16 protein-coding genes are annotated in these 13,015 nt (G+C 65.4%); 11 read left to right on the top strand and 5 right to left on the bottom strand.

Going from position 1 to position 13,015, the window contains the following annotated elements:
• Positions 1-34: 34 nt before the first annotated feature.
• From AAW51_RS11915 to AAW51_RS11905, 3 genes are all read left to right on the top strand, one after another.
• Complete coding sequence (locus AAW51_RS11915) at positions 35-400, top strand: nuclear transport factor 2 family protein (protein ID WP_047194802.1); 366 nt, start codon at positions 35-37, stop codon at positions 398-400.
• Between the two features lie 72 nt (positions 401-472).
• Positions 473-1,882: an NAD(P)H-dependent flavin oxidoreductase gene (locus AAW51_RS11910; protein ID WP_047194801.1), complete on the top strand. Its 1,410-nt coding sequence runs from the start codon at positions 473-475 to the stop codon at positions 1,880-1,882.
• Between the two features lie 100 nt (positions 1,883-1,982).
• Positions 1,983-3,017, top strand: coding sequence for a LysR family transcriptional regulator (locus AAW51_RS11905; RefSeq protein ID WP_053013496.1), 1,035 nt, complete (start codon positions 1,983-1,985; stop codon positions 3,015-3,017).
• Between the two features lie 119 nt (positions 3,018-3,136).
• On the opposite strand, the gene AAW51_RS29900 is transcribed toward AAW51_RS11905, so the two are convergent.
• Complete coding sequence (locus AAW51_RS29900) at positions 3,137-3,454, bottom strand: hypothetical protein (RefSeq protein WP_157359807.1); 318 nt, start codon at positions 3,452-3,454, stop codon at positions 3,137-3,139.
• Positions 3,455-3,879: 425 nt separating this feature from the next.
• Here AAW51_RS29900 and AAW51_RS11900 point away from each other — a divergent pair, with 425 nt between their 5' ends.
• Entirely contained in the window at positions 3,880-4,170 is a 291-nt protein-coding gene (locus AAW51_RS11900) for a late competence development ComFB family protein (RefSeq protein WP_047194800.1), read from the top strand.
• Between the two features lie 30 nt (positions 4,171-4,200).
• Here AAW51_RS11900 and AAW51_RS11895 read toward each other — a convergent pair whose 3' ends face one another.
• On the bottom strand, positions 4,201-4,791 hold the full coding sequence (locus AAW51_RS11895) for a PEP-CTERM sorting domain-containing protein (protein WP_047194799.1): 591 nt from the start codon (positions 4,789-4,791) through the stop codon (positions 4,201-4,203).
• 107 nt (positions 4,792-4,898) lie between these two features.
• On the opposite strand from AAW51_RS11895, the gene AAW51_RS11890 reads away from it, so the two are divergent.
• Together AAW51_RS11890 and AAW51_RS11885 are read left to right on the top strand one after the other, a co-directional pair.
• Complete coding sequence (locus AAW51_RS11890; protein ID WP_238947838.1) at positions 4,899-5,972, top strand: oxidoreductase; 1,074 nt, start codon at positions 4,899-4,901, stop codon at positions 5,970-5,972.
• Positions 5,973-6,197: 225 nt separating this feature from the next.
• Positions 6,198-6,710 carry a carboxymuconolactone decarboxylase family protein gene (locus AAW51_RS11885; protein WP_047194797.1) on the top strand — a complete coding sequence of 171 codons (513 nt, stop codon included), beginning with the start codon at positions 6,198-6,200 and terminating at the stop codon, positions 6,708-6,710.
• Here the strand turns inward: AAW51_RS11885 and AAW51_RS11880 are convergent.
• Complete coding sequence (locus AAW51_RS11880) at positions 6,698-7,666, bottom strand: AraC family transcriptional regulator (RefSeq protein WP_047194796.1); 969 nt, start codon at positions 7,664-7,666, stop codon at positions 6,698-6,700. The genes AAW51_RS11885 and AAW51_RS11880 overlap by 13 nt on opposite strands.
• Positions 7,667-7,821: 155 nt before the next feature.
• On the opposite strand from AAW51_RS11880, the gene AAW51_RS11875 reads away from it, so the two are divergent.
• Together AAW51_RS11875 and AAW51_RS11870 are read left to right on the top strand one after the other, a co-directional pair.
• Positions 7,822-8,316, top strand: coding sequence for a hypothetical protein (locus AAW51_RS11875; RefSeq protein ID WP_047194795.1), 495 nt, complete (start codon positions 7,822-7,824; stop codon positions 8,314-8,316).
• 69 nt (positions 8,317-8,385) lie between these two features.
• Positions 8,386-8,880, top strand: a complete 495-nt coding sequence (locus AAW51_RS11870; RefSeq protein WP_047194794.1) for a hypothetical protein — start codon at positions 8,386-8,388, stop codon at positions 8,878-8,880.
• A 161-nt stretch (positions 8,881-9,041) separates the two neighbouring features.
• Here AAW51_RS11870 and AAW51_RS11865 read toward each other — a convergent pair whose 3' ends face one another.
• A complete protein-coding gene (locus AAW51_RS11865) occupies positions 9,042-9,452 on the bottom strand; it encodes a hypothetical protein (RefSeq protein WP_047194793.1) in 411 nt (136 codons plus the stop codon).
• Positions 9,453-9,720: 268 nt separating this feature from the next.
• On the opposite strand from AAW51_RS11865, the gene AAW51_RS29895 reads away from it, so the two are divergent.
• The 3 genes from AAW51_RS29895 to AAW51_RS11855 are packed head-to-tail and all read left to right on the top strand — an operon-like array spanning position 9,721 to position 11,692.
• Positions 9,721-9,891: an RNA-binding protein gene (locus AAW51_RS29895; protein ID WP_157359805.1), complete on the top strand. Its 171-nt coding sequence runs from the start codon at positions 9,721-9,723 to the stop codon at positions 9,889-9,891.
• An 11-nt stretch (positions 9,892-9,902) separates the two neighbouring features.
• Positions 9,903-11,150: a DEAD/DEAH box helicase gene (locus AAW51_RS11860; RefSeq protein WP_047197695.1), complete on the top strand. Its 1,248-nt coding sequence runs from the start codon at positions 9,903-9,905 to the stop codon at positions 11,148-11,150.
• A gap of 14 nt (positions 11,151-11,164) precedes the next feature.
• Entirely contained in the window at positions 11,165-11,692 is a 528-nt protein-coding gene (locus AAW51_RS11855; protein WP_047194792.1) for a hypothetical protein, read from the top strand.
• 441 nt (positions 11,693-12,133) lie between these two features.
• Here the strand turns inward: AAW51_RS11855 and AAW51_RS11850 are convergent, their stop codons facing one another.
• Positions 12,134-12,778, bottom strand: a complete 645-nt coding sequence (locus AAW51_RS11850) for an SMI1/KNR4 family protein (protein WP_047194791.1) — start codon at positions 12,776-12,778, stop codon at positions 12,134-12,136.
• Positions 12,779-13,015 lie beyond the last annotated feature (237 nt).

Raw genomic sequence — 13,015 nt, 5'->3', positions numbered from 1 at the left:
CGGCGCCCAACCCCCAGACAGAGGAAAGCTGACGATGACATCTGTGCTGCTGCTGACCCAACACCTGTTCCGTGCGATGAACGATCAGGACCTTCACGCCTTGGGCGAGATCTTCGACGAGGGCGTGAGCTTTGATTTCCCCGGGCTGCGTCCGATGCAGGGCAAGAAGACCGTGCTGTTCTTCCTGCAGCGGCTCTACGGCAACTTCGAATACCTGACGTTCACCCAGACCGGCGTGCTGTCCGACGGTGCCCGGGCCTGCGTCTTCTGGGAGAACGAGGGTGTCTGGAAGGGCGCCGGTCCGTACCGCAACGCCGGCGCGACGCTGGTCGAGGCGACCGGCGGAAAGATCACGCTGCTCAGCGACTACTTCAAGTCCCATGCGAGCAAGCCGACGTGAACGGCAAGGTCCAAGCGGCGGGGCCCTGCCCCATCACGATCTGTATTCACCACTCCCGAATGGATGACGACCATGAAAGCTGTCAACGCGATCCGCATGGGCGGCGTCGAGCTGCTGCCCCTCGTTGAAGGCGGCAAGGGCGTCGGTGTCTCCAACGGTGTGTCCGCGGGCCACTGGGCACGGGCGGGCGGCGTCGGCACCTTCAGTGCCGCGCTGCCCGACAGCTTCGACGAAGGGGGCCGCCCGGTGCGCGCGGATGCTCCGGGGCGCACCCGACAGGAGCGCCACGAAACACTGATTGCCCAGTCCATCCGCGGCGCCATCGCGCAGGCCCGGCGCGCTCACGACATCGCTGGCCCGAACGGTCGTGTGCATGTCAACGTGCTGTGGGAGATGGGCGGTGCCGAGCGCATCCTCGACGGCATGCTGGAGGGCGCCGCGGGGCTGATCCACGGCGTGACCTGCGGCGCCGGCATGCCCTACCGACTGAGCGAGATCGCCGCGAAGTACGGCGTGCACTACTACCCCATCGTGTCTTCCGCGCGCGCGTTCAATGCCTTGTGGAAGCGCGCCTATGCGAAGACGGCCGAGCTGCTGGGGGCGGTGGTGTATGAAGACCCTTGGCTCGCAGGCGGCCACAACGGGCTGTCCAACAGCGAAGACCCCGACCAGCCGGCCGACCCCTATCCCCGCGTGCTGGAGCTGCGCAAGTCCATGCGCGGCTTCGGCCTCGACTCGACGCCGATCATCATGGCTGGCGGCGTCTGGTGGCTGGAAGAGTGGGAGCACTGGATCGACAACCCCGAGCTCGGCCCGATCGCCTTTCAGCTCGGCACCCGTCCGCTGCTCACCCAGGAAAGCCCGATCGGCCAGGCCTGGAAACAGCGGCTCAGGACCTTGAAGCAGGGAGACGTGCTGTTGAACCGCTTCAGCCCCACCGGGTTCTATTCCAGCGCGGTCCACAACGGCTTTCTGCAAGAGCTGTATCAGCGGCTCGAACACGAGATCCCCTATGCGACCGAGCCGACGCAGGCACAACCCGCGCCCTTGCAGGTCGGCCCGCATCAGGTCTACTACGTGACGCCCTCCGAACTGGAGCGGGCCGAGGTATGGCGGCGCTCGGGGTTCACCGAGGACCTGCGCACGCCGGACCAAACGCTGATCTTCGTGACACCGGAGAAGGCCGACGAGATCCGGCGCGACCAGAAGAACTGCATCGGTTGCCTCAGCCAGTGCCGGTTCTCGAGCTGGTCGCAGCACACGCCGAGTTTCAGCAGCGGCGCGAAAGCCGACCCTCGCAGCTTCTGCATCCAGAAAACGCTGCAGGAGGTGCGCGACGAACATGCCGATGACGCGATGCTGGACCGGAACCTGATGTTCGGCGGACACAACGCCTATCGCTTTGCCTCGGATCCTTTCTATGCGAATGGTTTCACGCCCACCGTCAAGCAGTTGGTGGATCGGTTGATGACCGGTCGATAGACGCGCGGCGGCGCGCAACCTGCGACGGGAAGAGGCCGTGACAGGTGCAAGCCAGCCTCGCAGCCCTGCTGCTGCCCACATCACACGCTTCAGATGTCGAATGGACAAACTGCACGCGCTGTCCGTGTTCACCAAGGTGGTGGACACCGGCAGTTTTTCCCGAGCGGCCAGTGCGCTCGGACTGACGAGCGCGGCCTTGAGCCGTACGTTGGCCGGCCTCGAGGCAGAACTCGGTGCGCGCCTGCTGCAACGCACGACCCGTCGCCTCGCGCTCACGGTCGCCGGAGAGATCTATCTCGACCGGGCGCGGCGCATCCTGCGCGAGGTCGACGAGGCGGACGCCGCGGTGGCGGCGATGGCCGCGGAGCCGAGGGGCAAGCTGCGTCTGGTCGGCCCCTCGGCCTTTCTGGTGTATGAGGTGGCCCGACGCCTGCCGGCCTTCACCGAGAGATACCCCGGCGTGTCGCTCGAGGTCACGCCGCGGGGATACGGCCTGGATGTAGACAGTCGCTATGACGTGTCGATCGAGATCGCAAAGGAAGACAGCCGGCTGCAGGACGACCTGGCGGTGCGCCAGCTGGTGCAGACGCACCTCATCCCTTGCGCATCTCCCAGCTACCTCCGGCGCACCGGGCCGGTGGCGCACCCGCGCGAGCTGCTCGAACGCGACTGCCTCGTGGCGGACGTGCCCGGCGTGCCGCAGGTGTGGCGTTTCGAGCGCGACAACGAGGCGATCGAGCTCGAGCCTCGCATCGCGCTGCAGGCCCGACACGGCGAGTCGCTGCTGGCCGCGGCACTGGCCGGGATGGGCATCGCCTCGCTGCCCACCTTCATGGTCCGCCACGCGCTGCAACGCGGCGCCTTGGTTCGCCTGTTGCCGGAGTGGCGGACCACGCCCTACACCTTGTATGCCGCCATGCCAGACCACGGGCCCAACCCGGGGAGCACGCAGGCCTTCGTGCACTTCCTCGTGACGAGCTTCGGCGGACGACCCGACGATCCCTGGTTGGTCGCCTGCACGACACCTCCTGCCCGCATCGATCCATCCACCGGGCAAGGCCGCCGGGCGACGCACGTCGGGCCCGCTGAGCTTGCGGGTCGCCCCGCGCTGCTTTCGCTCTCGGCCGACGTCTGACCTCGACAAGCTCTCGGCTCGTCGCGCGGCTCCGTCCCCACACGCCGTGCAGCGGCTCACGTGTGAGGACCCGATCAGCGCTAACCGGATCCTCTGCCGTCAGGCGCTACAGGCGCTGATCAATCAGCGTGGGCAGCACACCAGGGCCCGGCCGGCGCCAGAGGGCCACACCAACCGGTTCGACCTTCGACGGTGGTCACCGTCTCGACCGTGGGCACGGGCGCAGCGCCGGCGTTGAATGAAGCCGCCAGCAAAAGGATGGCAGCCGTCTTGATTGCGGTATGCAACATGTTCTCTCCAAGGGATGAACCGCCCTGCATGAACAGGCAGTCCGGATGTGGATGCGAAGGTGCAGTCGCGGTGCTCCATCTCGCGACGATGCAGCGTTGCGCGGTGATGGCATCGATGCGGACTGCGCAGGCCGAGGCGACCCGCATGCCTTTCGCTCATGCACCTTCAGTATGGCGAGAGCATCGTGATCGTGCCCTTCGACTGCGAATGCCAGAAGGGCCGTCTGGGCGTAAGCGTTCCGTAAAGCTGATGGGCGCCTGCGTCGACAGATCTTGTAGAAGACGCCGCGTTCGGTCTCGGTGAGTCGACGTCACCTTGCCTCACCGAGTGGCGGATGCGCCGCCCTGCTCTGCTGGTGCACGACCATACGCGACAGCACACTCGGAAGGAAGGTTTGCTGATACTTCACCTGTGCATTTGATGGATCGCTGATCAACGCCATCGATCACATCAGCCGGACTTGCCTTTTAGCCACCGCTGGGTCGGCCCCTTCTCGGCTGGTGGCGCCTTCCGTTGCGAGGGACACCGGGCACTGCGCGATACTTGTGGCCCGGTTTCAGGAGTTGTCCGTATGAGCACCACAGCCGACTTCACGTCGATCCGCAATTACTACGAACGCCCGGTGATGGAGGCCATTGCCGATGCCACCGGACGCTATCCGGCCGTCGCGCCCGAGCAGTTGCCCGACGTCGCGTGCGTCGCGTTGAACCGGCTGCCGCCGCGCTACATCCGCCACGAAGTCGACTTGGTCTTCTACCTGACCGAGAAGGAAAGGGGCGAGATCGAACAAGCGGTGGCGGAGGCCGTCAGCTTCGCTTTCGAATTCGTCCAGGCACGCCATTCCATGCGGGCGCGCCGCTGACGCACCCGACCGGCCCGCCCCGCCCGGCCCTCAGCGCAGCCGGCGTCGTCGGTGCCGCCACAGCCCGAGCCCGGCCACCCCCGCAAGCAATAGCGGAAGGGTGCCGGGCTCCGGGACCGGGGGCAGATGGCCCGCGTAGACCTCACCCCAGTCCTCTTCGAAACGGTCGACTTGCGAGCGGCCGTTGTCGACCCAGTGCGCAATGCCGCGCTGGCTGGGCGGCAACCAGCCGGTCTGGTAGGTGTAGAAGGAGAACGTCCAGTCGAAGCGGCCGGGCTCCCCGGTCGTCTGGCAGCCGCCGGCCCAGCAGTTGTTGCCCAGCACTGCATACAGCAGTTCGCCCGACGGCGCGAACTCGAGGTAGCCGGTGGTCGCGCTCCTCTCGTCATAAGCACGGCCGGCGACGTTGAACGACAGATCGAGCAGCAAATCGGTCGCTTTCAACGGGCCACCACCCGGCGGCGCCGCGTCCGGCTCGATCGCAAAGCTGCCCCAAACCTGGGGTGCGTGGTCCCAGCGCACCGTGAAGTCATAGGTGATCGGCGTGGTCGCCTTCGCCGCGGCGCAAAGCATCGCGAACATCAAACAGCCGAAAACGTGTCTCACGAACGTGTACCGCATGGCGTGTGCTCCTGTTGCAGTTGAGAGCGGGTCGAACCTGTGCTGATGGAACAACTTGGTCGAACCTGCGCGATGTCGCTGCAAGCAAACGTAAACAACCTGGACGTATGGCAGCTTCAGAGCTGCCACTCGGCCGCCTCCTAGGTCTTGCGACTGATGATTGCGCCGCGGCTTTGGCAGGGCGTGTCTCGCCGATCACGATCGCCGCGGCGCCGTCGCGGATGCAGACGCGGTGCATCGTGCAAGCCCTGAAGAGAATCAGGCATGTGCCGTCGGGTCATGCTTTCTACGATGCCTCTCATGTTCAGCAAGCGTGTGCTTCACACAGCCATCAGGAGATAGACATGAGCAAGGTTTGGTTCATCACCGGCGCAGGGCGCGGCATCGGCGCCCGGATCGCACAGGCGGCACTTGCGGTCGGCGACCGGGTCGTCGCCACTGGCCGTCACGTCGATCAGCTTTCAGAGGCCTATGCCGCGTATGGCGAGCGTGTCCTCTGCCTGCCGTTGGACGTTGCCCGAGAGCAGGACGCGGCCTCGGCAGTCGAGGTCGCGCAGAGCCGCTTCGGTGCCATCGACGTGCTGGTCAACAACGCGGGGTATGGGCAGTTGGGCCTGTTCGAGGAGGTCGCGAGCGCCGAGGTCGAGCGGCAGTTCCAGACCAACGTGTTCGGGCTGATGCATGTCACCCGCGCGGTACTGCCCGTGATGCGCAAGCAGCGACGCGGCCACATCATGAGCCTGTCCTCGGTGGGCGGGTTCATGGGGTTCGAGGCCTCGTCCATCTATTGCGCGGCCAAGTTTGCGGTGGAAGGGTTCTCGGAGTCCCTCGCGCTCGAGGTCGCGCCGTTCAACATCAAGGTGACCGTCATCGAGCCCGGGTTCTTCCGCACCGACTTCCTGGATCAGCGCTCGGTCCAGTACGGCACGCGCAAGGTCGCCGAGTATGCCGAGGTGTCGAACCACTCGCGTTCGACCTATGAGGACTACAACCATCAGCAGCCCGGTGACCCGGTAAAGCTCGGCCGTGTGGTCGTCGAGCTGGCCGCGATGCCGGAGCCGCCCCTGCACTTCCTCGCGGGCACCGATGCCCTTGGCTACGCGTCCGGCGCCTTCGAACGCAGGCGCAAGGAGATGGATCAGCACGCGCAGCTTTCCGTCACCACCGACGGCGCGTTCTAGTGGCCTGTCACCCTGGAATGGGAGTCGAGGGACGCGCGAGACGGGGTGCGGTGCAAGGCGCAAAGCACAGCGATGCCCGTTGGCATCGCGAGCATTTGCAACGCCGCAACGTGCCTCGTATCGCGTGGACAGCGACTTCCGATTCCAGGGTGACAGGCCACTAGGCGCGACCTCATGTTCCACCTGGGCGACGCGGGCGTCGCCCACATTTGACGGGAGGTCCCCATGAAACATCGACCCGCCCTCTGCTACCGGACCCGGGGCATCGTTTCGATCTGCCTGCTGATCGCCGTTCAAGCCTGCCTGGCACAGAGTGCCGCCAAGGACCCACGGGTCACCCGGGGTGAGCAGGTGCTGATGGACCTGAACCACGGTCGACCTCAGCCGACGTTTGAGGCGATGAGACAAGAGTTTCCCTTCTTGGCAGAGGCCACCGCCGGGTACGCGCTGGGTGACGTGTGGGGCCGCAAAGTGCTCGATGCGCGGACCAGGCAGTTGGCCGCAATGGCCGCCTTTGCGTCTCTCGGGCTGCGCCCGTTCTTCAAGATCCATGCGGGCTATGCGTTGGACGCCGGCGTGCCGCCCGATGAGCTCAAGGAGGTCGTCTACCTCATCACGGTTCCGGCCGGGTTTCCTCGGGCCATCGAAGCGTCGCAGGCACTACAAGAGCTCTTTCGGGAGCGAGGTATTGCGCCCCACGGTCGTCCCGAAGACGGGATCTCGACTCACGTCCCCTGAGCCGATGCGCCCAACGGCCAGGTGTCCTTCGAGGGGGCAATGCCATACAGGCGGCTGTACTCCCGACTGAACTGGGACGCGCTTTCGTACCCCACCGTGTAGGCCGCCTTGGAGACCTCGATGCCCTCAGACAGCATCAGCCGCCGCGCCTCTTGCAGGCGCAGTTGCTTTTGGTACTGAAGCGGACTCATCGAGGTCAGCACGCGGAAGTGGTGATGCAGGGATGAGGTGCTCATGCAGCAGCAGCGAGCCAACTCGTCGACCTTCAAAGGCTCGGCATAGTTCGCTTTCAGCCAGGCGATGGCACGCGTCACGCGATGTCCAGGGCTGTCGGCTCGCGCCACCTGGGCCAAACGCTCACCCTGCTCGCTTTTCAGCAAGCGATAGACCAGTTCCCGGGTGGCCAAAGGCGCCAGCGCCGGCACATCCTCGGGGGTGTCGAGCAGCCGCAAGAGACGCACCGCGGCATCCAGCATGGCGTCGGTGGCGGCACTGAGGAACAGTCCGCGCGATGTCGCATTGCGCGTCGCGGGCGGGGCGCCTAGCTGAAGGACGAGCTCCGACACCTCCTTCGGGTCGAGGTCGAGGCGGAAGCAAAGGTAGGGCCGCTCGAAGGTGGCGTCGGTCACCTGGGCGCTGATGGGGAGGTCAGTGGAGAAGACCAGGAAGCGTGAGGTGTCGTAGCAGTACACCTCGTCGCGCAGCATCACCCGCTTCGCGCCTTGGGCGATGATGCAAACGGCCGGTTCATGAAGCGCATGAACCAGCTCATCGCTCGGTGTGGACAGCTTGATGACCGACAGCCGAGGGATGGCCGTCGCGCCGACGCCCTTGCGGGGCGCGTGTTGGTTCAGAAGTCGGGCCAGCTCTGACACTCGGACGTTGTCCTTGACGGCGTTTACCTCGAGCGATGGGAGCGCAGCGTTATTGGTCTGAACCTGGTCTTGCTTTTCCATCGTTCTACATTACATCAGCTGGTGCACCAGGGGCTGGTCTGGGCGAATGGGACAACCTCGACCGAGCCAGGCGCCGAGCGCATGCATGGCGATCTTCATCGGGATCGATGTGACCGCCAGGGACTGTGGGAATCGCGACCAGGCACAATTGCCACATGCGCTCCTACCTCACGGCCAGCCTCAGTCTGGTGCTGGCAGCTCACTTGTCTGCCGCGCACGCATGCGCCCCTCCCGGGCCAGGTCACATTTGGCCGACGCTGGAAGAGAGCGTCGATCGTGCGTTCGAGCAGGCAGATTTGGTCTTCGTCGGCAAGGTCATCTTGATGACTGTAAAGCCCTCCGACCCGGACCATTTTCTGATTACCCTGAAGGTCGAGACGACATATAAGGGCTTGGCCGGGGCGACCGAGCAGTTCGAGATTGAGGTACGTCCACCACTTTGTCCTTCTCTCGTACGGAACGAAAATCCAACACTTGGCGCCACCGGTCTCTACTTCGCCAAAGTACAAGCTGCCGGGCCGGTCTACCGGCTGATGACACTCCTAAAGGCGTACCCCGAGCCGAGGGCTCACCCACTATCCCCTGAGCAACGGCGCGAGATTGACACCGCGCTCACGCGCATCACCAAACAGGACCGTCCACGGCGGTGATCCCCGTCTTTTCGGACTCCAACGGCGTGGTGTGGGAGGCCAACTTAGCCCAAGGGGCAGAATTGCCGTATGCGCTCCTACCTGACCGCCTCACTGTGCCTCCTGTTTTCTGCTCACGCGACAGCCGCCCAGGCGTGCCCCCCTCGCGCGACCGACGGCGAAGCACCGACTTTCGAAGAGAGCGTGGACAGCGCATTCGAGCAGGCTGACTCGGTGTTCATCGGCAAGGTCATGTCGACGGCCTTGAAGCCCGACGATGCGGATCACTTTTTGATCACCCTCAAAGTGGAGAAGACATATAAGGGCGCACCAGCGACAGCCTACCGGTTCGAGCTTGATGTACGGCCATCCCCTTGTCCTTCCTACAAGCGTTGGAACACATACCCGTCGCTTGGCTCCACCAATCTCTACTTTGCCAGCGTACAAGCCGCCGGCGTCGTTCGTGTGCTGATGACGCTACCCATGGCCGATGCACGGGCAACCCACCCCCCGCCGCCTGAATTGCAGCGAGATCTGGACACTGCATTCGATCGCATCGAGAAGCTGGGGCGTCAAGGCCCTTGACCCCAGGTCTTTGCGGCCTCGCGGCTGGGCGTGACCTCCACGTAGGCGCTCGCCTATGCCACCCCGGCCGAGGGCCGTCGTTCAACCGGCCGTTGACGGTACGCTTCACCCGTGAGGAAGCAGTTCCGCGGCGCGCGCGCCCAGCCGACTGCGAGGGCCGGTCAGCCCAGAGTCCGAAACGCCACAAAGAGCGCAGTCGACGCGACGGTTGCAACGATGGCCACCACGGCACTCGCGCCGGCGGAGATCCCGAGGCTGAGTTTGAAGCCCAGCACATAGGCCGCAAAGAAGGCGAAGAAGACGAGATGGCCCGCCAGGCCGGTGAAGTTCGAGATGCCAGTCCCCGCAGCGAAGCTCAAGAGGGCAGCGAAAGCCAGTACGAGAAAGAAGAAGGACAGACCCACGGCCTTGAGCGCCTCTCCATATGAAGGCTCAATGCCGGCCACGGCCCTGGTGGTGAACCGGATGATGGTCGTGACGAGCAGCAACAGGATGCAGGTTGCGAGCGTGACCTTCAACGGTGCGGTGAAGGCAAAGAAGAAAAACGCCCCGATAAAAAGCAGGTAGTGCATGACAAGTCCTACATCTCTTAAGCAGTGCTGCTGCAGAAGGCGGCCGTCCGGTCTCGCCGCTGGGTCAACACTGGTTTCGCACTCGCTGGCGTGGCTTACACCGAACGCCGCGCGACGCGGTTCCCATTGTCTTCGAATCGACGTCTGGATCGCCGGCGGTTTCTTCAACCCTGCCGATCGACACCCGGCCTTTGCATCCGAACCAAGCGCACGCCGACGGTCCCGGCGCCGGCACTGCCCGCATCGCAAGGGGGCCGATAATCAGCGCATGACCGTATCCCCCGCCGTCCTCGGCTTGAACGCCGCCTGCATCGGCAAGCGCAACGTCCATGATTTCTCCACTGACATGGCCTCGCGGCGTGACGCGACCGATCTGGCCTTGCCCGGATTGAACGCCGGCCAGGTGCAGGGGCGCGTGGCGAAAGTGAGTCACCTGTGAAATTGCCGTCCGTGAGTTCATCGTTTGCCGAGCTGGGCTTGAGCGCGGCCCTGGTGCGCGCCGCAGCCGAGCGCGGCTATGTCGAGCCCACGCCGATCCAGGCCGCGGCCATTCCGCTCGCGCTGCAGGGCCGTGATGTCATCGGCTGCGCGCAGACGGGCTCCGGCAAGACAGCTGCCTTCGCGCTGCCCTTGCTGCACCGCCTCGACACCTGGCGCCCCGCCTGGCGCCGCACCTACGCCCTGGTGCTGGTGCCCACCCGCGAACTCGCCGCCCAGGTCGGCGAAACGATCCGCGCCTTGTCTCGCCACCTTGCCGATCCGGTCAAGGTGGCGGTCGTCTTCGGCGGTGTCTCCGTCAACCCGCAGATGCTCAGCCTGCGGCGCGGTGCGGAGGTGGTCGTGGCCACGCCGGGGCGACTGCTCGACCTCGCCGACCGCAATGCCATCCAGTTCGACGACGTCAACCTACTGGTGCTGGACGAAGCCGACCGGCTGCTCGACGAAGGCTTCGCCGACGAACTCGCACGGCTCACGGCGCTGTTGCCCGCGCGTCGACAAAGCCTGTTCTTCTCGGCCACCTTCCCGCCCGCGGTGCAGGGGCTGGCGGATGCCTTGCTGTGTGATCCTGTGCGTGTGGAGGTGCCAACCAACACGCCCAGCGGCGGCGCCCCTCCCGCCATCGAGCAGCATGCCGTGGAGGTGGACGCGGCGCAGCGCACGCCGCTGTTGCGGCATCTCATCGAGCAAGGGCAGTGGTCGCGCGTGCTGGTGTTCGTGGCCACACGCTACGCCAGCGAGCATGTGGCCGACAAACTGCGGCGCAGCGGCCTTGCGGCCGCCGCCTTCCACGGCGACCTCAGCCAAGGTGCGCGCACCCGTGTGCTGGCCGACCTGAACAGCGGTGCGCTGCGGGTCGTGCTGGCCACCGACATGGCGGCGCGTGGCCTGCACATCCCCGGCCTGCCCGTGGTGGTCAACTACGACCTGCCGCGCTCGCCCCAGGACTATGTCCACCGTATCGGGCGCACGGGCCGCGCCGGCGCCACCGGCCTGGCCGTGAGTTTTGTCAGCGCAACGACCGAGGCGCATTTTCGGCTGATTGAAAAGCGCCAGGGCCAGCGTGTGCCACGCGAGCGCATCGCGGGCTTCGAGCCGCGAGACGCCGCGCCGCCCGCGTCACCACCAGAAGGCGGCATCAAGGGCCGGCGCAAGAGCAAGAAGGACAAACTGCGCGAAGCGGCCGCGCGCGGCGGCTGACCGCGGAACATCGAGTGCGACACACCCACACCCCATCTCTGCTGCTGGCTGCCGTCGTGCTCCTCGCCACGGCATCGGCACCCTGCTCGGCCACCGAACCTTTGTTCGACAAAATCGAAATCGAAGGTCGGTCGGGTCGTTTGCACGACAACGCCCGCGGTTGGCTGGCGCTACCCGAAAGCGAACAGCTGCGGGCGATGGTGCAGGCGGAGCGGTGCAGCGCCATCGGCGGCCCTCGCGGCCAGTTCAAGGTCGCCGATGGTGTTCTTTGGCTGCACGCGCTCTATCGTTGCCGAGGTGCGATCGAGCTGTCGTCTGTGTACCCCGACGCAAGGTCACCGTGGGCTGCTACCTGGGTCACCGGCGAGTTGACCGCCGAGTTGGGCAAGGTCGAGTGCGTATCCCAGGCAGGCAAGCCGGTGTTCGAGCGAACGGCTCGCATTTCAGTCGAGGCAGGCAAGGTCACGGCTGTGTCTTACCGTGTCCCATCGCTTGAGCAGTGCGGCCGCGACCTGTCCTCTCAAGAAGCGCCTTCGAAGTGAGTGTCCCGAGGAGGTCGTCCATGGAACCTGTCGATTCGCCGTCCGAGCCTTGCTTACGCCTCCGGCGGTAGCTGAGCGACTTCTGCTACGTGCCCCTCACGGACATCGTTGAATGTCCTTCCTCATCCGGTGCATCTCTGCGTTCCTGCTGCTGACCCTGTTGGGCACCTTCGCCCCCTGGCCGCCCCGCCCCCAAGCTGGCCGACGAACGAAGAGCGGATGCGTGTAGAGTGCGAAAGCAGTCCTCTCGTCGTGCTCGCCCGGGTGGTCGAGATGCGGGTTGAAAAACAGAAAGCGTCAGGTCGGGATGCTGGAGATCGTCGAAGTGCTCGGTTCCAGTTGCCAGGGTCACCCTTGACGCGCTCAAAAGCAGGGTGTTGTCGAGCACGGAGAGTCGTGCGAAAGCGGCCTGACGCCCCGTCGCAGGCCACAAGGCCGAGCCTACGGCCAGAAGAAGCCCTCCAGAGGGTCCCATTGGAGGACAGCGGCACCGCTGGCGGCGATGACCCAACCCTTGTCGGGATGCCACCAGATCTCGCCCTGCTCGATGCGGTCCCAGAGGGTCTGCAAGTACTGGCCCAGGCTGGGTACCACCGCCGTCACGCCACCGGCACCGCCATCTTCCAGCAATTGTCCGCGCGTGCCCATCCCTGCGGGTTGCAGGTCGATCAACAAGGTACTCGCCGTGTTGGTGTGGCCCAGGGGGATCCAGTTGGGATTCGACCAGTCGAGCCGCACCTCCAACTCACGCCACGACTCGTCCTCTTCGGGGAACAAATATTCGCTGTCGGGGCCCTCCCTGAAGCGCTGGATGAGTTCGCAGCGGGATTCCCAGCCGTCCACCATGGCGTCGAGGCTGCACCAGGCGGCATAGTGGAAGAAATAGGGCCCGTGCAGGCGGGTCGAATCGGCCGTGCCGTTGTGCCGCAGGTAGGCGGCCCGCACATCGGCGGGAAGCTCATGCCCGATCCGGCGCTCGGCCGCCTCGATTTGCGCCATCGTGGCAGGTGGGTTCATCACCGCCCACAGTTCCTTCGCGTGCCGGGCCAGCCATGGCTCCAGGCGGTCCCAGATGTCGTCTTTCATTCGACCCTCTTCCTTGTTGGTGCGTTCTTGTCGGTGGCGCGCACCATAGAAGCTGCCGACTGCGCAGGCAAGCTGTGACGGATGTCAGGCGGCGAGTCCTCAGGGCGCCCGTGCGTGCGCTCACCCGCAGCCCGGCCGTGGCGCGGTGCGCTTGTCAATTCAGACAGTGGCGCCCTCTTTTCACCCGCTGACAATGCAGCCCGCCGCCGCCGGAGCTCTGGCAGGCCACGCGCTGAC

Source organism: Caldimonas brevitalea, from assembly GCF_001017435.1.
Classification (GTDB): domain Bacteria; phylum Pseudomonadota; class Gammaproteobacteria; order Burkholderiales; family Burkholderiaceae_C; genus Caldimonas; species Caldimonas brevitalea.
Note: the sequence above shows the minus strand (reverse complement) of the source record. Positions and strands in the feature narration are given on the sequence as shown.